25 protein-coding genes are annotated in these 25860 nt (G+C 64.2%); 16 read left to right on the top strand and 9 right to left on the bottom strand.

Annotated features, from left to right (window positions below; genetic code table 11):
* Positions 1 to 104: 104 nt before the first annotated feature.
* The 4 genes from M2334_RS11085 (at position 105) to M2334_RS11070 (ending at position 1746) form a co-directional block, all read left to right on the top strand.
* On the top strand, positions 105 to 278 hold the full coding sequence (locus tag M2334_RS11085) for a NepR family anti-sigma factor (RefSeq protein WP_264569909.1): 174 nt from the start codon (positions 105 to 107) through the stop codon (positions 276 to 278).
* A 31-nt stretch (positions 279 to 309) separates the two neighbouring features.
* Entirely contained in the window at positions 310 to 849 is a 540-nt protein-coding gene (locus M2334_RS11080; RefSeq protein ID WP_264572220.1) for a sigma-70 family RNA polymerase sigma factor, read from the top strand.
* Between the two features lie 111 nt (positions 850 to 960).
* Complete coding sequence (locus M2334_RS11075) at positions 961 to 1326, top strand: response regulator (protein ID WP_264605429.1); 366 nt, start codon at positions 961 to 963, stop codon at positions 1324 to 1326.
* A 150-nt stretch (positions 1327 to 1476) separates the two neighbouring features.
* On the top strand, positions 1477 to 1746 hold the full coding sequence (locus tag M2334_RS11070) for a GlsB/YeaQ/YmgE family stress response membrane protein (protein ID WP_264574847.1): 270 nt from the start codon (positions 1477 to 1479) through the stop codon (positions 1744 to 1746).
* Positions 1747 to 1809: 63 nt separating this feature from the next.
* Here the strand turns inward: M2334_RS11070 and M2334_RS11065 are convergent, their stop codons facing one another.
* From M2334_RS11065 to M2334_RS11055, 3 genes are all read right to left on the bottom strand, one after another.
* Positions 1810 to 4053: an EAL domain-containing protein gene (locus M2334_RS11065; RefSeq protein WP_264584722.1), complete on the bottom strand. Its 2244-nt coding sequence runs from the start codon at positions 4051 to 4053 to the stop codon at positions 1810 to 1812.
* A 277-nt stretch (positions 4054 to 4330) separates the two neighbouring features.
* Positions 4331 to 6424, bottom strand: a complete 2094-nt coding sequence (locus tag M2334_RS11060; protein ID WP_264605428.1) for a peptidase domain-containing ABC transporter — start codon at positions 6422 to 6424, stop codon at positions 4331 to 4333.
* A 24-nt stretch (positions 6425 to 6448) separates the two neighbouring features.
* Positions 6449 to 7006 (bottom strand): HlyD family secretion protein, encoded by a 558-nt coding sequence (locus M2334_RS11055; RefSeq protein ID WP_264605427.1) that lies wholly within the window; start codon positions 7004 to 7006, stop codon positions 6449 to 6451.
* 564 nt (positions 7007 to 7570) lie between these two features.
* On the opposite strand from M2334_RS11055, the gene M2334_RS11050 reads away from it, so the two are divergent.
* Both M2334_RS11050 and M2334_RS11045 read left to right on the top strand, forming a co-directional pair.
* Positions 7571 to 9016, top strand: coding sequence for an FAD-binding oxidoreductase (locus tag M2334_RS11050; RefSeq protein WP_264605426.1), 1446 nt, complete (start codon positions 7571 to 7573; stop codon positions 9014 to 9016).
* A gap of 116 nt (positions 9017 to 9132) precedes the next feature.
* Entirely contained in the window at positions 9133 to 9906 is a 774-nt protein-coding gene (locus M2334_RS11045; protein ID WP_264586916.1) for a glycosyltransferase family 25 protein, read from the top strand.
* On the opposite strand, the gene M2334_RS11040 is transcribed toward M2334_RS11045, so the two are convergent.
* The gene (locus tag M2334_RS11040; RefSeq protein ID WP_264605425.1) at positions 9903 to 11849 is read right to left on the bottom strand and encodes a PAS domain-containing sensor histidine kinase; all 1947 of its coding nucleotides are present in this window, start codon (positions 11847 to 11849) and stop codon (positions 9903 to 9905) included. The genes M2334_RS11045 and M2334_RS11040 overlap by 4 nt on opposite strands.
* Positions 11850 to 12080: 231 nt before the next feature.
* On the opposite strand from M2334_RS11040, the gene M2334_RS11035 reads away from it, so the two are divergent.
* The 3 genes from M2334_RS11035 (at position 12081) to M2334_RS11025 (ending at position 15760) form a co-directional block, all read left to right on the top strand.
* Complete coding sequence (locus M2334_RS11035; RefSeq protein WP_264594788.1) at positions 12081 to 13481, top strand: aldehyde dehydrogenase; 1401 nt, start codon at positions 12081 to 12083, stop codon at positions 13479 to 13481.
* Between the two features lie 525 nt (positions 13482 to 14006).
* The gene (locus tag M2334_RS11030) at positions 14007 to 15299 is read left to right on the top strand and encodes a flavin-dependent oxidoreductase (RefSeq protein WP_264572456.1); all 1293 of its coding nucleotides are present in this window, start codon (positions 14007 to 14009) and stop codon (positions 15297 to 15299) included.
* Positions 15296 to 15760 carry a DUF3237 domain-containing protein gene (locus tag M2334_RS11025; protein ID WP_264576122.1) on the top strand — a complete coding sequence of 155 codons (465 nt, stop codon included), beginning with the start codon at positions 15296 to 15298 and terminating at the stop codon, positions 15758 to 15760. The genes M2334_RS11030 and M2334_RS11025 overlap by 4 nt, the downstream gene beginning before the upstream one ends.
* On the opposite strand, the gene M2334_RS11020 is transcribed toward M2334_RS11025, so the two are convergent.
* On the bottom strand, positions 15745 to 16134 hold the full coding sequence (locus M2334_RS11020) for a winged helix-turn-helix domain-containing protein (RefSeq protein ID WP_264594787.1): 390 nt from the start codon (positions 16132 to 16134) through the stop codon (positions 15745 to 15747). The genes M2334_RS11025 and M2334_RS11020 overlap by 16 nt on opposite strands.
* A gap of 108 nt (positions 16135 to 16242) precedes the next feature.
* Here M2334_RS11020 and modA point away from each other — a divergent pair, with 108 nt between their 5' ends.
* From modA to M2334_RS11005, 3 genes are read left to right on the top strand one after another with little or no spacing between them, the layout of a single operon-like run.
* The gene (gene modA, locus M2334_RS11015; protein ID WP_264594786.1) at positions 16243 to 17025 is read left to right on the top strand and encodes a molybdate ABC transporter substrate-binding protein; all 783 of its coding nucleotides are present in this window, start codon (positions 16243 to 16245) and stop codon (positions 17023 to 17025) included.
* Between the two features lie 6 nt (positions 17026 to 17031).
* A complete protein-coding gene (modB, locus tag M2334_RS11010) occupies positions 17032 to 17697 on the top strand; it encodes a molybdate ABC transporter permease subunit (protein ID WP_264605424.1) in 666 nt (221 codons plus the stop codon).
* Positions 17690 to 18412: an ABC transporter ATP-binding protein gene (locus M2334_RS11005; protein WP_264594784.1), complete on the top strand. Its 723-nt coding sequence runs from the start codon at positions 17690 to 17692 to the stop codon at positions 18410 to 18412. Before modB ends, M2334_RS11005 begins: the two co-directional genes overlap by 8 nt.
* On the opposite strand, the gene M2334_RS11000 is transcribed toward M2334_RS11005, so the two are convergent.
* A complete protein-coding gene (locus M2334_RS11000; protein WP_264605423.1) occupies positions 18409 to 18981 on the bottom strand; it encodes a TetR family transcriptional regulator in 573 nt (190 codons plus the stop codon). The two genes, M2334_RS11005 and M2334_RS11000, sit on opposite strands and share 4 nt — an antisense overlap.
* 45 nt (positions 18982 to 19026) lie before the next feature.
* Between M2334_RS11000 and M2334_RS10995 the strand changes: the two genes are divergently transcribed.
* Positions 19027 to 20103 (top strand): aromatic ring-hydroxylating dioxygenase subunit alpha, encoded by a 1077-nt coding sequence (locus M2334_RS10995; protein ID WP_264605422.1) that lies wholly within the window; start codon positions 19027 to 19029, stop codon positions 20101 to 20103.
* A gap of 10 nt (positions 20104 to 20113) precedes the next feature.
* Here the strand turns inward: M2334_RS10995 and M2334_RS10990 are convergent, their stop codons facing one another.
* A complete protein-coding gene (locus M2334_RS10990) occupies positions 20114 to 20998 on the bottom strand; it encodes a helix-turn-helix domain-containing protein (protein ID WP_264579256.1) in 885 nt (294 codons plus the stop codon).
* Between the two features lie 92 nt (positions 20999 to 21090).
* On the opposite strand from M2334_RS10990, the gene pobA reads away from it, so the two are divergent.
* Both pobA and M2334_RS10980 read left to right on the top strand, forming a co-directional pair.
* Complete coding sequence (pobA, locus tag M2334_RS10985; protein ID WP_264605421.1) at positions 21091 to 22257, top strand: 4-hydroxybenzoate 3-monooxygenase; 1167 nt, start codon at positions 21091 to 21093, stop codon at positions 22255 to 22257.
* 156 nt (positions 22258 to 22413) lie between these two features.
* Positions 22414 to 23055 (top strand): RBBP9/YdeN family alpha/beta hydrolase, encoded by a 642-nt coding sequence (locus M2334_RS10980; protein WP_264579254.1) that lies wholly within the window; start codon positions 22414 to 22416, stop codon positions 23053 to 23055.
* Positions 23056 to 23082: 27 nt separating this feature from the next.
* Here the strand turns inward: M2334_RS10980 and M2334_RS10975 are convergent, their stop codons facing one another.
* Positions 23083 to 23832 carry an SDR family NAD(P)-dependent oxidoreductase gene (locus tag M2334_RS10975; protein ID WP_264579253.1) on the bottom strand — a complete coding sequence of 250 codons (750 nt, stop codon included), beginning with the start codon at positions 23830 to 23832 and terminating at the stop codon, positions 23083 to 23085.
* Positions 23833 to 23928: 96 nt separating this feature from the next.
* Positions 23929 to 24105 (bottom strand): hypothetical protein, encoded by a 177-nt coding sequence (locus tag M2334_RS10970; protein WP_264569931.1) that lies wholly within the window; start codon positions 24103 to 24105, stop codon positions 23929 to 23931.
* A gap of 84 nt (positions 24106 to 24189) precedes the next feature.
* On the opposite strand from M2334_RS10970, the gene M2334_RS10965 reads away from it, so the two are divergent.
* Positions 24190 to 25842 carry an alpha-amylase family glycosyl hydrolase gene (locus M2334_RS10965; RefSeq protein ID WP_264605420.1) on the top strand — a complete coding sequence of 551 codons (1653 nt, stop codon included), beginning with the start codon at positions 24190 to 24192 and terminating at the stop codon, positions 25840 to 25842.
* Positions 25843 to 25860 lie beyond the last annotated feature (18 nt).

The following is a 25860-nucleotide window of genomic DNA, read 5'->3' as shown; positions in this document are numbered from 1 at the left end:
CATCAGTCACTTTACGAGGGGGCGGGAATTGGATTTCAGAGGTTTTGGGAACGGTTGTGCAGTCACATCTCAACAATTCTATATTCTGCGAGGCAAGTAGGGGCATGTCCAGCACGCCTGAAAAGCCCGGAAAGAACTCCGTGCAGCGCAGTGGTCGCGCAAAACCCGTTTGGGCCGAAGGCTTGAGGCGGATGTACGATGAAGTCGTCGACGAGCAATTGCCGGACGATTTCGTGGCGCTCCTCAAGAAGCTGGATAAAAGCGGTGACAGCCAGTAACATCCCGAAAAATTATGATTTTCGTACGGAGATGACCGGCGTTCTTCCGCACCTTCGCGCTTTCGCGAGAGGTTTGTGCGGCCGCCCGGACTATGCCGACGACCTCGTTCAGGAGACGATGCTCAAGGCTTGGGCTGCACGGGATTCCTTCCAGCCCGGCACCAGCATGCGAAGCTGGACATTCGTCATCCTGCGCAACGTCTATCTGAGCGAAGCGCGACGCAACCGGTTCCGCGGCGATTATGATCCCGACCTCGCCGAAAAGCTGCTGAGCCAGCCCGCCGGGCAGGAAGACGGCCTGCACATGGGCGATCTTCGGGCCGCGATGATGCGCCTGTCGCCCGAACGTCGCGAGGCCTTGCTGCTCGTCGGGGCCGGTGGCTTCAGCTACGAGGAAGCGGCGGACATCGCCCAATGTGCGGTCGGCACGATGAAAAGCCGCGTCGCGCGCGCCCGCCGGAGCCTGGAAGACATGCTCGGCGACGAGGGTGAGAAGGGCGGGCGCTCGAAGAGCCGCGCCGTCTCTCACACGGAAATGCTGGCGGATCTCGACAAGGTCGCCAGCCTTTAATCTCGAAACAAGCGTAAAGACCCGCACTTGGTTCGGTCCATCGCAACGCTGTGGATCGCCTCGGGCGGGTGCGCATAGTCATCCCGTCAATCCTTGCTAACAGGCTCGCCCTTGTCGCCACGCCCCCACGCCGTTCTTCTGGTCGAAGATAATCCGATCATCGCGATGAATACCGAAGCCCTGCTCGAAGACCTGGGCATCACGGATGTGCGGGTGGCCGCCAACCTCGCCGAGGCGCTGGCATTCGTGAACGAGGTCGCGTTCGATTTCGGGCTGCTCGATCTCAAGCTTGGGGATGAGGAAGACAGCCTTCCCGTCGCGGCCCGTCTCGCGGACAAGGGCGTCCCGTTCGCCTTCGCAACCGGCGCGGGTGACGCGATGGACGGGGCGGAACGTCAGAACGCGGTGGCTATTCTCAAGAAGCCCTATCGCCTCGAAGACTTGCGGCGCGTGATCGAGGCGCAATTGGGACTGTAACTTGTGTAAAGTTACGGCCGCAAGATGGGCCCATGTCGCACCCTGCACTCCATCCAAGATGACGGCATTTGTCAACTATCCGTTCAGCAAGAACGGAACGAATTCCTCAGACAATTGTTTTGCCTTCAACATCACTGAGGGAGACGGAATATGGGCCTTATCATTCTTCTTATTGTCGGTGGCATTGTTGGTTGGCTTGCCAGTCTGATCATGCGCACCGATGCCCAGCAAGGCATTTTGCTGAATATCGTGGTGGGTATTGTCGGTGCGGTTCTCGCCGGCTTCCTGCTGTCCCCGATCCTCGGCGCCGCTCCGATCACGTCGGGTGCGATCAATCTGACCTCGATCATCGTTTCGCTGCTTGGCGCCATCGTGCTGCTCGCGATCGTCAATCTGGTTCGTCGCGGTTCGGTACGGTAAATAGACTGAGATAAGCGCTAAAAAGGCGCCGGGTCTTCGATCCGGCGCCTTTTTCGTTGCCTGTTATGCTGCGGAAAGGGCGCTCTTGCGAGCTCGGCTCGCAGCCTTGCGGTTCGCCGCTTGGAGATTGGCAAGAAAGTCGGGAAGCGCGACCGGTCGGCCGATATGATAGCCTTGGATGATGTCGCATTCCATGGCGGCCAGTGCCTGCAGGACATTCTCGTCCTCCACGCCCTCGGCAACCACCTGCATGTCCAGCTCATGCGCCAGCTTGATGGTGGAATTGATCAGCACCGCGTCGCTGCGGCTGGTGAGGATTTGCCGCACGAAGCTCTGGTCAATCTTGAGTTCGGACGCCGGCAAGCGCTTGAGATAGGATAGCGTTGATTGGCCGGTGCCATAATCATCGATGGAGATGTGCACGCCCATCGCCCGGAGCGACTCCAGTTCGGCGATGCCCTGTTCGTCCGCCATGCTGGCCGATTCTGTGATCTCCAACGTAAGATTTTCGGCGGGCATTCCGTAAGTGTCCAGCAGCAGGCGAAGTGGCGCCTCCAGCTTGTTCTTGCCGACCATGCGCATGGAGAGATTGACTGCGACCGAGAGATTGAGCGGCGCGAAGTCGGCAATGGCGCGTTCGAGCACATAGAGCGTCAGCCGCTCGATCCGCCCTGCATCCTCGATGGCGCGGACGAACCGGTCCGGCCGGATAAAGCCGCGCTCGGGGTGAATCCAGCGGATCAGCGCTTCGGCGCTGGTGATGCGATTGCCGTGCAGGTCCAGCTTGGGCTGGTAAGCGACCCACACATCGCCGCGGCGCAATGCCTGCTCGAACTCGTTGAGGATGGAGAGCTTCCAGAACAGCTCGTCCTCCTCGGTCTCGTAGCGCTCCCACAAGATGCCGCGATTGGTGGCGTTGGTCGCCGCGAGGACTGCCTTGGGAATGGCTTCGGACACGCTCATGTCCGGCTTGTCGCAAAAGCCGGCGTGCAGGGTGATGTCGACCGTGAGCTGTTCGACCTGAACCCCCGGCGCGAACAGCGCTTCCAGACCCTCGAGACTGTCGACCACCTGCGGCACATCCTCCCGGCTCCGCCAGGCAAAGCTGTGATTGTCGATCTGGTAGATCCGCTCGTGGCCTGCGGCGAGGATGAGGCGGTCGCGAATCTTGGCGAGCAGCGTGCCCTGCGCCGCGAGGCCAAGCAGCGCCGTCGTTTCCACATAATTGCGCAGGCTGACAACGATCGTCACGCCTTCTTCGCCCTCGTTGAGAACCATGGCGGCCAGATTTGGGAGCCCCGCTTCAGCCGACTTGGTGCTGCGATCCAGCAAGGCCTGCGCGACACTGAGGAGCGACTGTGCGACCAGCGCCGCGACCAGCGTAAGGATCGCCGGGCCGACATCCGGCCGCCAGAGGGTCAGATGTTCCGTGTAAATCTGCGCGGGCACCAGCCCTATGGTTCCGGCCAGATAGAGCGGATAACGAAAGCGGGGCTTGAGCAGGAAGGAGAGGCCGATCAGCGCCAGCGCGAGTAGCATGGCCGGCCACGGCCCCACCTCGACCGGCAGTCCGGCGATCAGCGTTTCCGCTGCGGCGGCAAAGACATAAAGGCTGGAGAGCTTCTCGTGATAGGGGACGTTGAACTGGTCGCCGAAGCCGAAGGCATCGATACCGACCAGAACTTTCTTGCCCTTGAAAAAGTCCTTGGGGAATTTGCCGGCCAGCACGTCCGAATAGGAAATATGGTCGATCTGGTTCCACCAATAGGACCAGTCGATGGGGAAGGAGCCTTCACCCGGATAGCTGGTGCCGGCAAGCGCCTGGGAGATATCGCGCAATTCCGTCCCGAGGACCGGGGCATTGAGCACCAATCGCCGATAATATTGGTCGGGGTCGCTATGCAGCCACACGTTGACGGGCGTGACGTAGGGCAGCAACGCCTCCGTCGGCAACGCCTCGTAGGTTGCCCGCCCATTGGAGCGATTTTCCAGCAGCGCGGCCAGATAGACATCGGCCTTCGAGGCTGCGAGCGCCTTGATGAGCCGGTCGTCCTGCGCCGGGTCCGCTGCGGGTTGGTCGAAAATGATATTGGAGACGATGCGCTCGGCGCCTGCGCGATTCAAGGCGTCGATCAGCTCGCCATGGCGCCCGCGCGGCCAGGGCCAAGTGCCCAGCGCCTTGATGCTGGGCGTGTCGATCTTAACGATAACCAGCTCGCCGCTCGGCTTCTTGGGGAAGTGCTGGTAGCGCTCGGTGCGGGTCAAATTGTCCAGCGACGTGCCGGCGCCACTCATCATCACGATCATGCCAATGAGGCATGCCGCGGCGAGGATGAGGCTGCGAGCCGACCGGGTCAGTCTCGCAAGGAGGCGCAATCGCAACATGGGTCCACACTCGGGCGGTTCAGTCGCCAGTGGACGTCAATGTCAGGAAACTATGAACAAGTTGTTCACAAGAGATGGAAAGGCTTGCGAGAGTGGACAGGCCGCGAGATTGTTGCGGCGGTCTTCGATAGCTTGGGCCGGCTGTCGTCGCGACGCGCTAGCGCACCGTCTGCGATATGAAACCTGCGTTATACTTGCTCTAGCCTGTCGTCGACCGCGGCTGACTATCGCTCGTAACCACCCCGTTCTCCACCCTGATCACCCTGTCGGCGGCGGCAATCGTCTCCGGCCGATGGGCGATAATGAGCCGGGTGATGCCCAATGCAGCCACGGCGCGATTAACCATGGCCTCATGCTCCAGGTCGAGATGGGCAGTGCCTTCATCGAGTAGCAGCAGCGCCGGCTGACGGTAGAGCGCGCGGGCAAGGAGGATGCGCTGTTTCTGTCCGCCAGACAGGGTTGAGCCCATATCCCCGACCAGCGTCTCGGTCCGCATCGGCATCGCCTCGATGTCCTCGAGAATGGCGGCGGCTTTGAGGCAATCCCGCAGGCGATCAGAGTCGATCTCCCCAAATGCCGCGACATTATTGGCGATGGACCCGGCATAGAGCACGTCGTCCTGCAGCACCGCAGCGACATGCTGGCGAAAGGCGCGGCGGCCGAACTGCGGCAGTGGCTGGCTGTCGATCAGCACCTCCCCCTTGGTCGGATCGATCAGCCCGAGGATGATCTTGGCGAGCGTCGTCTTGCCGCTGCCGGAAGCGCCGGTGATCGCGACATGATCGCCCGGCTCGATGACGAGATCGACGCCCCGCAGCACCGGCGGATCGTGCGGGCCATAGGAGAAATGCACATCCCGCAGCTCTACCCGGCCGGAGAAGTCGGCATGGTTGAGCGGTTCGGCAAAGCCTGCGTCCTCCTCGCACTGCACGATGTCCGCGAGCTGATCGAGGTGGAGTTCGAGCAAGCGGAGCTTGACGCCTTCATCCAGCAGAGACTGGCCGGCTTGCACAAATTGCGTGCGAAAGGCGAGATAGGCGAACAGGGTGCCGAGCGTGAGGGCGCCATCCATATTGGCGCGCACGGCGACGAAAATCACGATCACCAGCTCCAGCGCAGGGATCATCGTCTTGGCGGTCTCGTGCCAGGCCTTGACGCGCTCGTGCTGGTAGCGCGCGCCGAGCGCCTCGGTCAGGCGGTTCTGCCAGTAGCTGTGGCGCATCGCTTCGCGGCCGGCGAGGCGCAGCGTGACCATGCCTCGCAAGGTCTCGATGAGCGTCCCCTGTTCGCGGGCGAGGGCCTTCACATATTCCGCCTCACGCTGCTTCTCGCGCGCGAGCAAGGCCAGCCGAACGCCTGAATAAAGGATGAGGCCGACCAGCGTGATCGGCGCAAGGTCGGGCGCGATCAGGAACATCATCACCAGGGTGAGGACGGAGAGCGTGCCATCGATCAGCGCGAGCGGCGCGCTTTCGATCAGGAAGCGCTGGATCGGCAGCACCGATTGCACACGGGTGAGGATGTCTCCCACCTTGCGCTTCTCGAACCAGGCGATGGGCAGGCGGAAAAGATGGCGGACGATGTTGGACGTAATGCCGAAGGAGAGCAGGGCGCCCGAGGACAGCAGCACATATTTTCGCAGCAGCGCGGCGCCGGCGCCGATGAGGGCGAGCGCGCCGAACCCCAGCGCCAGCGTGAGCAGCAGGCCGCCATCCTGCGCCGGCAGAACCTCATCGACAGCGGTGCGCAGATAGAAGGGGCTGGCGAGAATGAAGACCTGCATGACGATGGAGAGGATGACCGTCTGCGCAAAGGTGCGGCGCGCGCCGGTCATGCCGCTCCACAGATCGCGAAACTGCAGGCGCCGCCTAGCCCGGACGGACTGGAAGTCCTGCGAGGGGCGCAGTTCCAGCGCGACACCGCTGAAATGGCGTCCAAGCTCGTCGAACTTGTACCAACGCGCGATGCCGACCGGGTCGACGACATAGGCACGGCCCGGCTCGACGCGTTCGAGCACGACAAAGTGGTTCAGATCCCAATGGAGGATGGCGGGCAGATGCAGAAGATGCAGTCCGGCCAGATCGAGCTTCAGCGGGCGCGGCAGTAGCTGCATGTCATCCGCAGTCTGCATCAATTGGCGCAGGGTCATGCCCCGCGCGCTCACGCCAAAGCGCTGGCGCAGGGCATTGAGATCAAGCTCATGCCCGTGCCAGTTGGCGACCATTGCCAGCGAGGCGAGGCCGCATTCCGCCGCCTCGGTCTGCAGGATCGGGCGAATGCGCCGCCGGCCCATGATTTTGGCAATCAGCGCGTTCATCTAGGACTCGCTGCGGGGAAGGACCGGCGCGAACAGCCAGCGCCACAGGCGGACACGTTCGATGAGGATGGTCGCGGTGACAGGCTGTCCGTCAATGGCCCTGACCCTGAGGTTGCCCGGCTCTGCGCCTGGCGCTGTCAGATGGATCTCGACCGGCACCGTTGTTTCGCCGGGGTCCATGCGCGTCGCGATTGCCATGATCGTGCCGGTCAGCGTCGTCGCGTCGGCAGCGCTGCCGCCAGCGAGCGAGACCCGGGCTTGTTGGCCTTGATGAACATCCTTGATCTGGGCGATCGGCACGGTGACGCGGGCCGTCCACTCCGGCGAGGGGCGCGCTGCGGGTTGGGAAGGGGAGGGCGACTGCATGTCTGACATGTGCAGGCTTCCCTCGGCCTTGATGGTCCGGCTGAAGCTGCCGAACGCGAGACAGGCTACACCGGCACAGACCAGGCCAAGCAACAGCCAGCCGATGGCCTGCCAGCGCAGTGGAGGGACGAGGAAAATGTCCCCGTGCAGCCGGTTGTGATGATCGAGTGCTTGTCGCCTGAAGAGTGGCATCCGGTCCCCCTGAGCGGCTTTCTAGGATGCTCTGCTGTCCCGAGGCGATGAAAAAATGCCGTGTCAGGTCATGGCAAATAAAAACCGGGCGGACGATCGCTTCTTCGCGCGCGCCCCCCCGGCCATAGGATCAATCTGATCGTGGTGACCAGAAGCGACTGACAAATCAGCCGCGAATGCCACCGCTCGATTCGTGGCTCGGACCACCGCCCGCAACCAGATCGACTTCCTGCTCGCTGAGTTCTTCAACGATCACTTCGTTTACCATCGACGACTCCTGTATTTGGTCGGATCACCCGACCTCGACGACAATAAACTATGGTTAACAAGACGTAAACCAAGTTTACCTTTTTGCACTTAAGGAGCCGCTTGCGTGGCAATTCCACTAAAAATCATAGAAATTTAGATACTTAACTGAATTTTGACGGGCCTCGCTAATCGACGGCCGTCTCACGGTGAAACAGAGGCAGCGCTCGCGGCCGATTTCATGATTCGTTCTATCGCCTTGGCCTATGCAGGGCGCCGCCGGGCGCTATGTTGTGGCTGCAAGAGGAGAGAGGCGGGATGACCCAAGCAACGCTGGACGAGCGCTTACAAAGCTTCGCAGACGAAGCTCAGCGTGGTGCCCATGTCATCGCGCGCCTCCGCCGAGCCTTGGGCGCTGATATCGTGAAGGATGGGACGGACGGCGATTTCGCGCGCCATGTCTCTGATTTCACGAATGTCATGCCGGCGGACATTCCGCTCCCCGGCATCGCCTATCCGCGCACGACCGAGCAGGTCTCGCAGATCATGGCGATCTGCAATGAGGAGCACTGGCCGGTCGTGCCACAGGGCGGCTTGACCAGCCTGTGCGCAGGCGGCCTCGCGGATCGCCCCTGCTTGTTGCTGTCGCTCGAACGAATGCGGGGCATCGAGGAACTGGACGAGGCTGGCCGCACGATGACCGTGCAGGCGGGAACGGTGCTGGAGACCGTTCAACGCGCCGCCGACGAGGCCGGCTTCCTGTTCCCGCTCGATCTTGGCGGACGCGGAACGGCGCAGGTCGGCGGCAATGCGGCCACCAATGCTGGCGGCAACCGCGTGCTGCGCTATGGCATGATGCGCGATCTCATTCTGGGCGTTGAAGCGGTGCTGCCGGATGGCACGATCATCTCGTCGCTCAATGTAATGATCAAGAACAACGCCGGTTACGATCTCAAGCATCTCTTCATCGGCAGCGAGGGCACGCTCGGTGTTATCACCCGGCTGGTGCTGCGGATGTTCCCCAAGCCACGCAGCGCCTGCACCGCCGTGGTGGCGGTCGAGGATTATGCGGCCACGCTGGAGTTGCTCAAACAATGCAATTCGGCATTCGCGAGCACCTTGTCCGCCTTTGAGGTGATGTGGCCGGACTTCTACCAGATCGGCACGACGGCGCTGGGTCGCCAGCCGCCCTTACCGCACGGTTACAGCGTCTATGCGCTAGTCGAAGTCCTTGGGACCGACCCGGAACGCGATCCCGAGCGGTTTGAGGAAGTGCTGGGCGGCATGATCGAATCTGGCCTGGTCAAGGATGCCGTCATCGCCCAGTCGGACAAGCAGCGGCAGGAGATCTGGGCGGTGCGCGATTGCCCCGGTGAGTGGCACAAGGGCGTGCATTGGCCGCAAGTGGCCTTCGATGTGAGCCTGCCGACGCGCAAGATCGGCGATTTCATCCCTTATGTACGCGACTTGCTGCTGGAGCGGTGGCCGGATTGCGTGACGGTCTTCTTCGGCCACCTCGCTGATTCCAACCTCCACCTCTCTGCGCGCGTCCCGCGCGACCCGATGCCCGAGCATGAGATGGAGGCGCTGGTTTACAAGGCGGTCGGCGAATGGGGCGGCTCGATCACCGCCGAGCATGGCATCGGCAGCATCAAGCGCGAATTTCTCCACCACTGCCGTACACCAGAGGAACTGGCGCTGATGCGCACGCTCAAGCGCGCGATGGACCCGAACAATATTCTCAACCCGGGCAAGGTGATCTGAAGCGCTGGCTCGGCTTTGCAATTCCTTAAAGGGAGAAGCCCAGTCTATAGGCCCGTTGAGGGCCGGAGCGAGTCGCGGCTGATCATCCATTATCCAGTCGAGAAGGACCGCAGCCGATGGTAAGCCCAACCCCCGCCGGTCGTGCTCTGCTCGATGCGTTCGATGCCATCCGGATCATCAATCTTCCTCACCGGGCCGACCGGCGCCGCGAGATGGCCGCGCAGTTCAAGCGTCTGGGGCTAGACCTCGATCATCCGAAAATCGCGTTCTTCACGGCGAAGCGCTTTTCGGATGCCGCAGGGTTTCCGACGCCGGGAACGCGAGGGTGCTTCGATAGCCATATGAGCGTGCTGCGGGAGGCGGCGGAGGCGGGGCATCGATCCGTCCTGGTGCTGGAGGATGACTTCGATTTCCATGACCGGATAGATACGGTTCTGCCGGCCGCTCTGGCCAAGCTGGGCGAGGTGGAATGGGACATCTTTTTCGGCAGCCTTCTGCCGGGGCAATATGAAGCGACCGAGCGCCCGCTTGAGCTGATCCCACCCGGCAAAGGGCTTGCCGGCTGCCATTTCTACGCCGTGCGCGGCGATACGATCGGCTTTGCCGCGCACTATTTAGCCGCGATGCTGAAGCGCCCCGCAGGCGGGCGGCATCCGGATGGCGAGCCGATGCATTATGATGGGGCGCTGTCTGTCCTGCGCAACCGCCATCCGGAACTGCGCAGCTATGTCGCCAATCCTGACCTTGGGCACCAGCGCCTCTCGCGCACGGACATCCACGATGTTCGCTTTTATGACCGCTTGCCGGTCTTGCGCACCTTTGCATCCTTGCTGCGCCGGGCGATCCGCCTGAGCGGGCGGACCCGGCAAATGGGGCGCAAGTCCGTTTAAACCGCAGGGGTAGGGCGATCCTCCCTGCAACACGCCTGATAGATGGCCTTGGCGAGCTGGTGCTCGCCAAACGGTTTGCTCAGGCGATGGATCTGTCCTTCGGGCAAAACCAGCCCCTCGCCATATCCGCTTGCGATGATGATCGGCATGTCGCTCTGCACGGCGGTGATGGCCGCGGCGAGGTCCGTCCCGGTCATGCCGGGCATGGCCTGATCGGTGATGACCAAGTCGAAGCCGCCATCCTTGAATTTTGAAAGGGCATGAGCGCCGTTGACTGCGCTGACGACCTCGTGCCCCAGATCCTCCAGCAGCGCGACCGTGTTCATCAACACCAGTGCATCGTCATCCACCGCTAGGACACGACATTTGGCTTGCGGCGGCAGCGGCGGTTCCTTCGCAGCGGGCGTGGTTGCCTGTGACTGCTCGGCGGCCTGCGGCAGCCACAATTGCGCAGATGTTCCCTTGCCCGGCGCGCTGGTGAGCGTGAACGCGCCGCCGATCTGGCGCGCAAAGCCATGGATCATGGGGAGGCCAAGGCCCGTGCCCTTGCCAACGCCCTTCGTCGTGAAAAAGGGTTCGGTCGCGCGCCTGAGCGTCTCGGCATCCATGCCGATGCCGCTGTCCACCACAGTCAGAACCACATAATGCCCCGCTTCCAGATCGGCGATCTCATTGCTCCGCACGGTCTGGCGGTTTGCCTTGATGATGATCGCGCCGCCATCCGGCATGGCATCGCGCGCATTCACGGCCAGGTTGAGGATCGCCATTTCGAGTTGATTGGCGTCGGCTTTCACCGCCTGCAGTCCGAGTGGAATGATCATGCTGACGGGCCATTCCGGCCCGATGGTGCGCTGGACGAGTTCGGTCATGCCGCGCAGCAATTCGGGAATATGCACGCGACCGATGGACAGCTCCTGCCGCCGCGCGAAGGCGAGCATGCGCTGGGTCAGCGTCGCGCCCCGATCGACGGCCTGCATGGCATTGTCGAGCAGGCGTTGCGTCTCGGCCTGTTCCGGGATCCGTCGGCGCAGCAGGATGAGGCTGCTGTTGATCGCCATCAGCAAATTGTTGAAGTCATGCGCCACGCCGCCGGTGAGCTGGCCGAGCGCTTCCATCTTCTGAGCCTGGCCTAGCGCCTCGCGCGCTTCGTCCAGCGCGCGCTGGGCTGCCTCCCGCTCCGTAACGTCGCGGGTGATCTTGGCGAAGCCCACCAGCGCGCCGGTCTCATCGCGCAGCGCCTCGATGACGACGCTCGCGCGGAAGCGCTCGCCGCCCTTGCGGACGCGCCAGCCCTCCGCCGTGAACCGACCTTCCGAACGCGCGGTCTCCAGGGCACGTTGCGGCTCGCCGGCTGTGCGATCTTCTTCTTGATAGAATTGCGAGAAATGCTGCCCGAGCACCTCGTCCTTGCGATAGCCCTTGATCCGCTCCGCACCGGCATTCCAGCTGGAAACCATGCCCTCAGGGTCCAGCATGTAGATGGCGTAATCGGTGACGGACTGGACGAGCAGGGCGAACTGTTCTTCGCTTTTACGCAGCGCCTGCTCTGCGAGTTTGCGTTCGGTGAGGTCACGAGTGATCCCGGCATAACCGATCAGCGCGCCGTGTGCGTCCCGAACCGGATCGATGACGACATGCGCCCAGAAGCGCGAGCCATCCTTGCGCAGTCGCCAGCCCTCGGATTCGTGCTTGCCCTGTGTCGCGGCGATCTCCAGCGCGCGCTCGGGCATGCCCTTTTCCACGTCTTCGGCTGTGTAGAAGCGCGAAAAATGCACGCCGATAATGTCTTCCGGCCGGAAGCCCTTGAGCTTTTGCGCGCCTGCGTTCCAGTTCGTGATATGGCCCGTGCGATCCAGCATGCACATGGCATAATCGGTGATGCTTTCGACCAACTGCCGATAGCTCTCCAACGATGCTGCCCTGAGGTCTTCGGATGCCTGCACGTCTCGAACCCGCCGTCTGTTCCCAGTTATGCGCCACAACGCGCGAGGATCGACCCCTGTTCCTTCATTTCTTGGCGCAAGTCGAGCGTGGGGCGCGCAAGACAATTGCATCCGGCGGTTCCGCAAGGCAGAGGGGAGCCGCGCCGCCGCACGCATTTGGTCTGATCATTGCCATCCGGCCTCATGCGAGTGCGCGACACTGGTCTTGAGAGAGAGAACTGGAGGAACGCCATGGAGTTTAGCCGCAACAATCCGATGACGGGCGAGGTCGCATCCTCGGCGACCGCGATGAAGGCCGCCGATATCGCGCCGATCGCCGCCAAGGCTGCGGAAGGGTTCCAGAGCTGGTCGGTCATGGGGCCGAATGCGCGACGCGCTGTGCTGATGAAAGCCGCCGCCGCGCTGGAATCCAAGAAGGATGCCTTCGTCGAAGCGATGATGGGCGAGATCGGTGCGACGGCGGGTTGGGCGATGTTCAACCTCGGCCTCGCTGCCAGCATGATCCGTGAAGCGGCCGCGCTCACCACCCAGATCAATGGTGAGGTCATCCCCTCGGACAAGCCCGGCTGCCTCTCCATGGCGCTGCGTGAGCCGGTTGGCGTCATCCTCGGCATCGCGCCGTGGAACGCGCCGATCATTCTCGGCGTGCGCGCCATCGCGGTGCCGCTCGCCTGCGGCAACAGCGTCATCCTCAAGGCGTCCGAATCCTGCCCGCGCACCCATGCGCTGATCATCGAGGCGTTTGCCGAGGCCGGCTTCCCCGAGGGTGTGGTGAACGTCGTCACCAACGCGCCAGAAGACGCGGCCGATGTCGTCGGTGCGCTCATCGATGCGCCGCAGGTCCGCCGCATCAACTTCACCGGCTCGACCGCCGTCGGCAAGATCATCGCCAAGCGCGCTGCCGAGCACTTGAAGCCCGTTCTGCTCGAGCTGGGCGGCAAGGCACCGCTGGTCATTCTGGAAGACGCCGATCTCGATGAAGCGGTGAAGGCCGCGGCCTTCGGCGCGTTCATGAATCAGGGCCAGATCTGCATGTCGACCGAGCGGATCATCGTGGTCGATGCTGTCGCTGATGCCTTCGCCGCCAAGTTCAAGGAGAAGGTCGCCTCCATGCCCGTGGGTGATCCCCGTCAGGGCAACACCCCGCTCGGCGCGGTGGTGGACGCCAAGACCGTGGCGCACTGCCAGAGCCTGATCGAGGACGCGCTGGCCAAGGGTGCGACGCAGCTCACCGGCGGCGAGACGACGCACAATGTGCTGATGCCCGCCCATGTCATCGACAAGGTGACGCAGGACATGAAGCTGTTCCGCGATGAGAGCTTCGGGCCGGTCGTCGGCATCATTCGCGCCCGCGACACCGAGCATGCGGTCGAACTGGCCAACGACACCGAGTATGGCCTCTCGGCGTCGGTGTTCACCAAGGATATCGCCAAGGGCCTCGGCATCGCGCGGCGCATTCAGTCCGGCATTTGCCATGTCAACGGCCCGACCGTGCATGACGAAGCCCAGATGCCCTTCGGCGGCGTCAAGGGTTCGGGCTATGGCCGCTTCGGCGGCAAGGCCGGCATCGACAGCTTCACCGAGCTGCGCTGGGTAACGGTGGAAACCCAGCCGGGCCATTTCCCGATCTGATCGGGGTGCGATCATAGCGCCAGGGAGCTCGCGCCTTCTGAAGGGAAGGGGCGGGCTTCCTTCGTTTTGGGCGCGCTGTTTGTCCATTCTTTCATTCCCGTTCGTGTCGAGCGAAGTCGAGACACGGCAAGCACAGGTCCTGAGTGCCTCGACTTCGCTCGACACGAAAGGCGCGCTTGGTGCTGCGGAACGTCGCGCCGGTCCTGCTTCCTTCAGTGCTCCTGCGCAGGCAGGAGCCTAGGGCCCAGCCGCAGTGCCCTTGCGCCCTGGGTTCCTGCCTCCGCAGGAACACGGCAGGGGTGCGCGACAAGTCAAAGCCAGTGCTCGTGAGAAGGCAGGAGCCCAGGGCTCAGCCGCCCGACCATCGTCCTACTTCTGACCGCCGCCACCCCGCAGCAGCCGGCATACGATTGATCCCACCACATTGCCACTGCGCCCCCACGACGGTACAGCGCTCCCTCGGGCAGATGAGGCGCCGGCGCGGGTCGGCTGGGTTAGGCCCGCACGGAAAGGGCAATATTCTCGATGACGCACGACCATGTCTTGATCGCCGGTGGCGGCATTGGCGGCCTCGTCCTGGCCCTCACGCTTCATCAGATCGGCGTGCCCTGCACGGTGTTCGAGAGCGTGCGCGAATTGAAGCCGCTCGGTGTGGGCATCAACATCCAGCCCAATGCCATTCGCGAACTGGAAGATCTCGGCATAAGCGAGGCGGATCTGGACGAGGTCGGCATTCCCGCGCGGGAATGGGCGCTGGTCGGGCTGAATGGCCGCGAGATTTATTCCGAGCCGCGCGGCAAGGTCGCCGGCTATGACTGGCATCAATATGCTGTCCACCGGGGTGCCTTCCACCTGATGCTCTGCCGCAAGGTGGTCGAGCGGCTCGGCCCGGAGGCTCTGAAGCTCGGCCATAAGGTGACCGGCTATCGCAAGCGGGCGGAGGGTGGCGTCACCGCGCTGGTCGATCTCGCCGGCGGCGGCAAGGTCGAGGTCGATGGCACCCTGCTGTTCGGAGCCGATGGCATCCATTCCAGCGTCCGCGCGCAGATGCACCCGGATCAGCCGCCGATCCACTGGGGCGGCACGATCATGTGGCGCGGCACCGCGCGCGGCGTGCCGATCCGCACCGGATCGTCCTTCGTGGGCCTAGGCACCAGCCGGCACCGCGTGGTGATCTACCCGATCTCGCATCCCGACGAGGAGGGGCTGGCCGATATCAACTGGATCGCCGAGAAGACCTACGATACCGATCATGACTGGCGCAAATCCGGTTGGTTCCGCCCGGTCGAACTCGCCGAATTCGCGCATGAGTTCGACGGGTTTGTCTATGACTGGCTGAATCTGCCGGAGCTGCTGGCCAAGTCGGATGTCGCCTATGAGAACCCGATGATCGACCGCGATCCGCTGCCGACCTGGGTCGATGGTCCGGTCGCGCTGATGGGCGATGCCGCGCATCCCATGTATCCGACCGGTTCGAACGGCGCATCGCAGGCTATCGTCGATGCGCGGGTGATCGGCCGTGAATTGCTGGCGCATGGCGTGACACCGGCCGCGCTGCGCGCCTTTGACGAGAAGCTCTGCGGTCCCATCGGGCAGGTCGCCATGCGCAATCGCGGCTCCGGCCCCTTCGGGCTGCTGGAACTGGTCGAGGAGCGCTGCGGCGGTGCGTTCGAGGACATTGAGGATGTGCTGCCCGCTGCCGAGCGCTCTGCCTTCATGCTGGCCTATCAGCAGGCGGCCGGCTTCGCACGCGATACGCTCAACGCCGCGCCGCCCACCATCGAGCCGGGCGCGCTGGTCGCAAAGGTCGCGGCATGACGCTGCCCGCGCCCGGCCTCTCGCACGTCTGCGATTTCGAGATCCGGCTCGATCCTCCGCATGAGATGGGCATTACACCGGCTGGCACACGGCGGATCATCCCGGTGGTCGGCGGCACGGTGACAGGGCCGTTGCTCAATGGCACGCTGCTGAACGTCGGCGCAGACTGGCAAACCGTGCAACCCGGCGGCGTGGCGCAGCTCGATGCCCGCTACGCTATGGAAACGCACGACGGCGCCGTCATCGAGATCGTGGGCCTCGGCATCCGCCATGCCTCGCCCGAGGTCGCGGCCCGCATCGCGTCCGGCGAACAGGTGCCGCCGTCCGACTATTACATGCGCTCTTTCATTCGACTGGAAACTGGCCATGCGGGGTACGACTGGGTAAACCGCGCCCTGTTTGTCGCCACGGGCGGCAAGGTCGGCCCGACGGTTCGGCTTTCGGTTTATAGGATCGATTGAGCGCCGTCGGGATCGACGCCGTTCATAAGAGCGATCAGGTGACTGGCATGGGCCGTTCCGGCCGCCTGCACTGCGGTTTCGAGCTGCCGATAGGCTTCCAGGACCGCCCGGCCGTGATCGGTGAGGCGCGATCCGCCCCCGCTGGCGCCGCCCTTGGCGGTTTCGATTAGCGGGGCGCCCCATCCCGTGTTGAGAATATCGACCATGTCGCGGGTGCGGCGATAGCTCGTGCCCACCGCGCGGCCTGCCGCCGCGATCGACCCCGTCCGCGCGATCTCCGCGAGCAACTGCGCCTTGCCCGGACCGATGGCGATCACGCCATCGGCGATGACCTGCGCCTTGATCTTCAGCGTTGTTCCGCCGTCCTCACTCACGCTCTGCCGACCTCCTCCGCGCGCCTCTTGCGCATTCAGGACACTTGACACAGCGCCCCGCAGACGTCGATGTGTGCAATGTCATACATCGATCGAAGGGCGGACCTCATGACTCATCTGCTGCGCCGTTGCGCCGTGCTGCTCGGCCTGCTGGCGCTGGTCGCGTGCGGCAAGCCCGAGCCGGCGCCGCAGATCGCGGCTGCTGCCGACCTGCGCCTCGCGCTGACCGATGCGGCGGCGGCGTTCGAGAAAGAGACCGGTGAGAAGGTGGTGCTCAACTTCGGTGCCTCGGGTAATCTCACGCGGCAATTACAGCAGGGCGCGCCGTTCGAGCTCTTCCTCTCCGCCGATGAAAGCTATGTGACGCAGCTCGCCAAGGCCGGCAAAACTCGCGACGAAGGCCGGCTCTACGCCATCGGGCGCCTGGCGCTGATCGCGCCTAAGGGCTCGCCACTTAGGCTCGATTCGCAGCTTGCCGGTCTGCGTGAGGCGCTGGCGCGCGGGGACATCAGCCGCTTTGCCATCGCCAATCCCGAACATGCGCCTTATGGTCGCCGCGCGCAGGAGGCGCTGGATCATGCTGGCCTGTGGAAGCCGCTTCAGGATAAGCTCGTGCTGGGGGAAAATGTGTCGCAGGCGCTGCAGTTCGCCACGGAAGGCGGGGCGCAGGGCGGCATCGTCGCGCATTCGCTGGTGCTCGATCCTGCTGTGAAGGGCAGGGCGGCCTATGTGCTGATCCCCGCCAACTGGCACACCCCGCTGCGCCAGCGCATGGTGCTGATGAAGACGGCGGGGCCGGTGGCCGAGCGCTTCTATGCCTATCTGGCCCAGCCTGCTGCCAAGGCGATCTTCGCCAAATACGGCTTCACCCTGCCGGCCGGAGCACTCTGACCGGCGATGGACTGGCAAGCGCTCAATCTCTCGCTCCTGCTCGGGGCGCTCACCGTCGCGATCCTGCTGCCGCTGGCTTTGGTGCTCGGGCGCTGGCTGGCGCTGGCGCGCTTTCGCGGCCGGGCGGTGATTGAGGCGCTGGTGACGCTGCCGCTGGTGCTGCCGCCGACGGTGATCGGCTTTTACCTGCTCTCCGCCATGGGGCCGCAAAGCTGGGCTGGGCGAGCATGGGCGGCGCTGTTCGGTAGCGGGCTGGCGTTCAGCTTCGAGGCGATCCTCGTCGCCTCGGTGCTGGTCAATCTCCCCTTTGCGGTTCAGCCGGTGCAGCGGGCTTTCGAGAGCATCGATGCCGATCTGCGCGATGCCGCGGCGACCTGCGGGCATTCGCTCTGGCGCAGCCTGTGGCGGATCGAACTGCCGCTCGCCTGGCCGGGCATTCTCACCGGGGCCGTGCTAACCTTCGCTCACACGCTGGGCGAGTTCGGCGTGGTGCTGATGGTGGGCGGGTCGATCCCGGGCAAGACGCGCACGCTGGCGCTCTCGCTCTATGATCGCGTGCAGGCGTTCGACATGGCGTCAGCCAATGAGATGGCGCTGCTGCTGATGGCGGTCTCGCTGGTGGCGGTCAGCCTTGTCTTCCTGCTGGGCCAGAGGGGGCGCCGACATGGCTGAGGCGAGCGGCGAGGGCGTGACCCTGCATCTGCGCCATCATGCGCCCATCGCGCTGGACGTGGAACTCACTCTGGCGCGTGGACGGACCTTGGCGCTCGTCGGTCCTTCGGGTGCGGGGAAAACCTCCATCTTGCGCGCGATTGCGGGGTTGTTGGCACCTGCCAGCGGGCGGATCAGCGTCAACGGCCAGTGTTGGCTGGACACGCAGGCCGGCGTGCAGATGGGCGCGCGGGACCGGCATGTCGGCTTCGTGTTCCAATCCTACGCCCTGTTCCCGCACATGAGCGCGCGGCAGAATGTGATGGAAGCGTTGCTGGACATTCCGGCGACGCAGCGACAGGGGCGGGCGGATGCGCTGCTGGCGCAGGTCCATCTCGAGGGGCTTGAGGAGCGGCGCCCCCGAGAACTCTCCGGCGGACAGCAACAGCGCGTCGCGCTGGCGCGGGCGCTCGCGCGCGATCCGCAGGTGCTGCTGCTCGATGAGCCATTCTCCGCCGTGGATCACCCGACCCGCCGGGCGCTCCATCGCCTGCTGGTCGAATTGCGCGCCCGCTCGGACATTCCCATCATTCTCGTGTCCCATGATGTGCGCGATGCCGCCGATGCCGCCGATGAGGTCGCGCTGGTGCTGGATGGCCGGATCGTGGAGCAGGGCGATCCGCATAGCCTCATGAGTGATCCGCAGAGCCGCTTGTCGCGCTGGCTTGCCGGCTAAGCCCGGCTGGCCGCTTCCGGAAAGCCCGCCACCAGCGCGTCCAGCCCGGGCTCGAAGCTCCCTTGAAAGTCCAATATGCGATCGAGGAAACTGTGCATCGGCCCGTTCGCCTCGAAGGCCGACCATCCCAGCACGAAGGAAATGACTGCGGCCTGCCGGGCAAGGGCGTCCTGCTGATGCAGTCCCAGCGCCAGCAGCGGTGCGGCGATGCGGTGCGCATGGACCGCTGGATCGGCCTCCGCCGGCGGGCGAGAAACTGCGCAGAGCAGCGCGCCATCGCGATGGGCAAGGAAGCTGCGCCGCAGTGCCCGCCCGAACTGCCGCAGCCAGTCGCGCCAATCCTCGGCGTCGGTAACGTCGGCATAAGCCCGGCCATGAATGCGGCGGGCCATCAGACCCAGCAACTCGGCCTTGTCCTTGACGTGCCAATAGATCGCCGGGGCTTGCACATTAAGGCGCGCGGCCAGCTTGCGCATGCTCAGCGCGTCCAGCCCGTCCGCCTCCAGCTGCGCGAATGCCGCCTGCAGCAAGCGCTCGATATCCAGCGGGACGGAGATGGGGGAAGCCATAGAGGATCATTGACTCCTTAACACCGTTAAGTCAATTTGCGTGCAGTGGATGAAGCTGGAGAGGCGCCTGTCATGGCCTATGTTCGCAATGCCTGGTATGTCGCGGGATGGTCGCATGAACTGGAGGTGGAGAAACCCTTTGCCATCTCGATCCTCGGCGAGCGGATCGTCATCTGGCGCACGGCGTCCGGCGCGCTCCACGCATTGGAAGATCGTTGTGTGCACCGCCTCGCGCCGCTTTCGCTGGGCCGCTGTGAAGGGGAGCGGCTGCGCTGCATGTATCATGGCCTGCTGTTCGATGCAGACGGGCAGGTCGTCGAGATCCCCGGCCAGGCGCAGATCCCGCCGCAGGCCCGCGTGCGCCGCTATGCCGTGGTGGATCGGCATAGCTGGCTGTGGGTCTGGATGGGCGATGTCGACGCGGCCGATGAGCGCCTGATTCCGCCCGCCGTGGGACTGGACCATCCCGATTACATCCTCGGCCACGGCCATCTCGATTATGCGGCGGAAGCGCGGCTCATCAACGACAATCTGCTCGATTTCAGCCATTTGACCTTCGTCCATGCAGAGAGCTTCGGCTCCGGGCCGCAATTTGCCGAGACGCCGGCGCGCATAACGCCGCTGGAGCGGGGAATCCGCTATGAGCGCCGGACGGAGAACGCCATCGGATCGGCCTCGCGCCGCAGCCCCGAACCGATGGACAGTTTCATGAGCTATGATTTCCTCATTCCCGGCATCCTGTTGATGACCGGCGGTGTCTTCCCGCTCGGCACCGCGAAGGCTTGCGACTATGGCCAGCCGGAGCTCTCTCAGGCGGTGAGCGGCGTCACCTTCACCAGCCAGGCGGTGACGCCCATGCGCGACAAGAGCGCGCGCTATTTCTTCTCCTGGGGGCCGCATCGCAGCCATGGGGATGAGGCGCTGCGCGATGTTCTGATGCGCATGGCCGATCAGGCCTTCGCCGAGGACAAGGTGATGATCGAGGCCCAGCAGCGCGTGATCGATGATACGGAAGAGGTGCAGGTGATGCCCACCGTGCACGATCGCGGCGTGACCCTGTTCAATCGTCTGGTCGAGAAGCTGGCGCGACAGGAGAGCGGGGCGGAGCGGGCGGCCGCCTGACCGGTACGTCTCACACGTTCTCACGCCGTTTCTCCAGGCCTGGTGCCCGTCCGGTCATCCGCTTGTAGAAGCGCGAGAAGTAGGATGGGTCGTCAAAACCAAGCTCCGCCGCCACCTCGTAGCAGCCGGCATTGGTGAAGCGCAGCAACCGCCGCGCCTCAAACAGCAGCCGGCGGTTGATGATCTGCAGCGGCGTCATGCCGAAGCTGGCCTGTGTCTGGCGCGAGAGCGTGCGGACCGTGCAATGCAGCCGCTGCGCATAATGCTCGATCGGTCGATGCTCGCGATAAGTCGCCTCGACCATCACGCGAAACCGCTCGGCTAGGGTAGACCGCGCGGCATCTAGCGGCGCGCCGGCAGCAAGGGTCGTGCGTAGCCAGGCTTCGGCAAGCGCATGATGCAGCCGCTGGCCATTGGGTGCGAACCGGTCCTGCTCGGCCTCGACCAGAGCGGTGCCCAAAGCTTCCAGACGCGCGGTCAGCGCTGCGTCCGGTCGCAGGATCGCCGACGTCCGGAGATGTTGCCCCAGCGCATCCTGCCGGGTGAGACTGTCCACAAAATCCTGTGAGGCCGTCACGACAAATCCCTCGACATCGGGCGAGAAGCCGAAGCCATGCACAATTCCGCTCGGCGCGCAGACCAGCAAAGGACCGGCCTCCCGCCGATCCTCCCCCGCAAGATGCAGCCGCACCTCGCCCCGTGCCACACACAGCATCTGCGTGAGCGACGCATGGGTGTGGGGCGCGATTTCCCAGTCATAGCGCCGGCTGCGCACGGCAATCGTCTCGGCGTGGAAAAAGTCCTCGCGCCGTGCCGCCTTGTCCTCGCCATAGAGATCGTAAGCTGGGATGATCGCTTCGCGGGAATGGTGTGGAGGATGGGGGAGGGAAGTCATGTCCGGAAAATACCAGAGCTTGTCGCAACTGTCCCTTCCCAAATGCGCGCCGTCATGCGGATATGCGGCCAAGAGTCTGCGAGGAGGATGGAATGACACAGGTGTGCATCATTGGCGCTGGGCCGGCGGGTCTGCTGCTAGGGCATCTGCTGCGGGCTGAGGGCATCGATTGTATCGTGCTGGAGCGCCAGACGCCCGATTATGTGCTCGGCCGCATCCGTGCCGGCGTGCTGGAGCGCGTCACCGTCGAGCTGATGGAACGCCTTGGCCTTGATGCGCGGCTGAAGGCCGAGGGTCTGGTGCACGATGGCTTCAACCTGGCCGATGGCGAGCGGCTGATTCGCATCGATATCGCCAAGCTCACCGGCGGCCATGTCGTCGTCTATGGCCAGACCGAACTGACCAAGGACCTCATGGATGCCTGTGATGAGCGGGGGCTGGAGGTCGTCTATGGTGCTGCCGATGTCGCCCTGCACGAGATCGAGAGCGACACGCCCTATGTCACCTACAGCAAGGATGGGCGCGAACACCGCGTGGATGCGCGCATCATCGTCGGTTGCGATGGCTATCATGGCCCCAGCCGTCAGGCGATCCCGGCCAGCGCGGGCCAGTCCTATGAGCGGGAATATCCCTTCGGCTGGCTCGGCATCCTCGCCGATGTGCCGCCCTGCAATCACGAGCTGATCTACGCCAATCACGAGCGTGGCTTCGCGCTGGCCTCCATGCGCAGCGAGACGCGCAGCCGCTATTATGTCGACGTGCCGCTGACCGAGAAGATCGAGGACTGGCCGGATGAGCGCGTGTGGGACGAACTGGCGATCCGCCTCGGGCCGGATGCCGCCGCGCACATCACCCGTGGCCCGGCGCTGGAGAAGTCCATCGCGCCGTTGCGCTCCTTCGTCTTCGCCCCGATGCGCCATGGCAGCCTGCTGCTCTGCGGCGACAGCGCCCATATCGTGCCGCCCACCGGCGCCAAGGGCCTCAACCTTGCCGCTAGCGACGTGCATTATGCTGCCGCGGCGCTCACCGCCTTCTTCAAGCGGGGCGATGCCGATGCCGTCGTCGGCTATTCGGACAAGGCCCTGGCCCGCGTCTGGAAGGCCGAGCGGTTCAGCTGGTCGCTGACGCGCCTCATGCACCGCTTCCCCGAAGACGGCCCCTTCGAGCGCGCCATGCAGGTTGCCGAACTGGACTATATCGCCGGCAGCGTCGCCGCGCAGACCAGCATCGCCGAGAATTATGTGGGGCTGCCGGTTTAATCGGTAACGGCATCGTTCATGGGGGAACCACGTGGCCGCATCAGCGCACGCTCCACCGCAATCATATTGTCAACTTAAACGTTAGACATTATACCGCGAGACGATCGGGACGTAGACCGAGCCGACTGATCTGCCCTGAGAACAGGAGTTTTGATCATGGATCATGTCACATCCACATTGTCGCCCCCGCTGGTCCTCACCGTGCCGGGATTGGACGGCAGCGGCCCCGCCCATTGGCAGAGCATTTGGGAGCGTGAGATTGACGATTGCGTCCGTGCCGACCTCGGCAATTGGGCGCGGCCCAACCGCACGCATTGGGTGAGCAAGCTCAATCTGGCGATCCGCAGCGCGGGCCGGCCGGTCATTCTGACGGCGCACAGTCTGGGGTGCCACGCCGTCGCTGCCTGGGCTGCGATGGAGCGGCCGGACTTCGGTTATCCGGTTGTCGGCGCGCTGCTTGTTGCGCCGCCCGAACTGGATTTGGCACCGCTGGATGAGCGGCTGGAGCCGTTCGCCCCAGCCTCGCGCGCTCCATTGCCTTTCCCCTCGATTTTGGTGGCGAGCCGTGATGATCCGTACATCCAATACCACCGGGCAAGGCGTCTCGCCCAGTTCTGGGGCAGCCGTTTTGCCGATGCCGGCGCAGTCGGCCATATCAACGCGGCGTCGGGCCTGGGCAGTTGGGGGTTCGGGCGTTTTCTTCTCGCCCGGCTCCACGGGGCAGGGCGCAAAGATAGGCAGGGAACAGCCGCTTCAGTCTGGCCGATGGAAAGCGCAAGCGTCGATCTCTCGGCCTGATCCTGCTCGAAGGCCCGACTCCCGAGGCTAAAGCTCGACGCAGCCGCCGTCCACATACAGGTCGATGCCGGTGATGAAGCTGGCTTCGTCCGAGGCGAGGAACAGCACCGGGCGCGCAATCTCCTCTGGCGTGCCCATACGCTTCATCGGGATGGCGTCGGTCATCATCGCGCGCATGCCCGCCACGGCCTCGGGTGGCAGGCCGGAGCGGTTGATGATCGGCGTTTCGGTGGGACCGGGGCTGACCATGTTGACGCGAATGCCCCGCCCGATCAGCTCAGCAGCGAGCGTACGCGCCACCGCGCGCAGCCCCGCCTTCGCCGCCGCATACATGGCGTTGCCGGGCACTGCTGCAACCGATCCGATCGAGCCGGTGATGACGATGGCGCCGCCGGGTGTCTGCCCCATCAGTGGCAGGGCCTTCTGAACGGCAAAGAAGCAACCGCGCAGATTGACGTCATGCACCTCGTCCCACTGCGCTGGGGTCACCTCCTCCACGGGAGCGAAAGCGCCGATCCCGGCATTCACGAACAATATGTTGATCCGCCCATGCGCTGCGCGGATGGCATCCAGCACGGCATCGTTGCTGTCGATCTGCGCGATATCCGCCTGGAAGCCCTGCGCGCCGGGAATCGCCGCCACGGTCTCATCGATGGTCGCCTGCGACCGCCCAGTGAGGAACACACGCGCGCCCTCGGCAGCAAATCCTTGCGCGGCGGCACGCCCGATCCCGCTGTTGCCGCCAATGACGAGCACAACCTTGTCCTGAAACCGCATCGCTCTCTCCCGTTGATTTTGTCCGGAGCCTAAACGGATGAGGGCGAAAGGCAAATGAGGGATTTGAGGCTATTCCTCAGCGAGCACTGACCGCCTTCATTCGACCACTTTCAGCACCTGCATCCCCTTGGTCCGGCTGGTGAGGTGATATTGGCGGCAGAGAGCGCAGCGATAGGGGCGGAGCGTAATCGTTGCGCGGAGCGCCACCGCGCGGGCGTCCGCTTCGGTGGCATAGCGCTTCTTTTTGGCGCAAATCCCAGCTCTTGTTCGCATTCGTCCCTCGTTCCGGGTGGCTTGCAGGCTGACGGCTATCCGACGCAATTGCCAGCGCACGACTTCCCATGCAGTTTGGCGCGGATGAGCGAGAATCACCAGCCTGCCGCCACCAGCCTTCCCGTCAGCCAGCGCGATCCCGAGACGCTGCCCTGGTGGCAGGGCGCGGCTATCTACCAGATCTATCCACGCAGCTTTGCTGATTCCAACGATGACGGCGTCGGTGATCTACCGGGGATCACGGCGCATCTGGATCATGTCGCCAGCCTGGGCGTGGACGCCATCTGGCTCTCGCCCTTCTTCACCTCGCCGATGCGGGACTTCGGGTACGACGTTGCCGATTATTGCGATGTCGACCCGATCTTCGGCACGCTCGCCGATTTTGACGCGCTGCTGGCCCGCGCGCATGAATTGGGGCTGCGGGTGATCATCGATCAGGTCTTTGCTCATACCTCCGATCGGCACCCTTGGTTCCAGGCCAGCCGATCCGACCGGCAGGGCGACCATGCCGGGTGGTACGTCTGGGCGGACCCTAAGGCGGACGGCTCGCCGCCATCGAACTGGCAGAGCGTGTTCGGCGGGCCGGCCTGGACGTGGGATGCCCGCCGGCGGCAATATTATTTCCACAATTTCCTGCGCGAGCAGCCGCAGCTCAACGGGCATCATCCGCAGGTCCAGCAGGCCTTGCTCGATGTTTCGCGCTTCTGGCTGGACCGCGGCGTCGATGGCTTCCGGCTGGATGCGCTCAACTTCCTGATGCACGATCCGCGCCTGCGTCCCAATCCGCCGCACCCGAACCAGGCGGGGCAGCGCACGCGGCCGTTCGACTATCAGCAGCGGCGCTACAATCAGGGGCACCGGCATATTCCGCGCTTCATCGAGCGGGTCCGCGCGCAGATGGACAGCTATGATGATCGGTTCACGGTCGCCGAGATCGGCGGGGACGAGGCCCTGCGCGAGATGAAGCTCTACACCAGCGGCGAGAACCGGCTGAACACCAGCTACGGCTTCGATTTTCTCTACGCCGACGCGCTGACCCCGCGCGTGGTGGCGGATGCGATCGGCCAGTGGCCGGACCGCGCCGGCATGGGCTGGCCGAGCTGGGCATTCGAGAACCATGATGCGCCCCGCGCCGTCACCCGCTGGCTACCGGACGAGGCGGGCGCCGAGACGCGGGCGCGGTTCGCGGCGATGAAGATGCTGCTGCTCACCTGCTTGCGCGGCAACATCTTCCTCTATCAGGGCGAGGAACTCGGGCTGACGCAGGTGGATGTGGCGTTCGAGGATTTGCAGGATCCCGAGGCCATCGCCAACTGGCCGCTGACCCTCAGCCGCGACGGCGCCCGCACGCCGATGCCTTGGAAGGGTGACGCGCCTCATGCCGGCTTTTCGAGCGGGAAACCGTGGCTACCGGTGGGGGCTGACCATCCGGCCCTGGCTGTCGACAAGCAGGAGGCAGAGGAGGGATCGTTGCTCCATCTCACCCGCGCGCTGCTCGCCTTCCGCAAGGATCAACCCGCTTTGCGCTGGGGCGCCATCCGCTTTCTGCAGGTCGATGAGCAGGTGCTGCTGTTCGAGCGGCGCTTTGGCGAGCAGCGCCGGCTTTGCCTGTTCAATCTGGGGACTGAGCCTGCGCCTTGGCCCAAGCGGCTCGGTCGGGCGGCGCCATTGAAGCAGGTCGGCGGCGCAGGGCAGGGCGATCTGCCGGGCTATTCGGGCTGCGTTCTGGAGCCCTGATCGCCTGCGCTTCGGTTG

Origin of the sequence: Sphingobium sp. B11D3D (assembly GCF_025961755.1) — a bacterium.
Taxonomy (GTDB): Bacteria; Pseudomonadota; Alphaproteobacteria; order Sphingomonadales; family Sphingomonadaceae; genus Sphingobium.
This window is presented reverse-complemented; position numbering and strand designations above follow the sequence as displayed.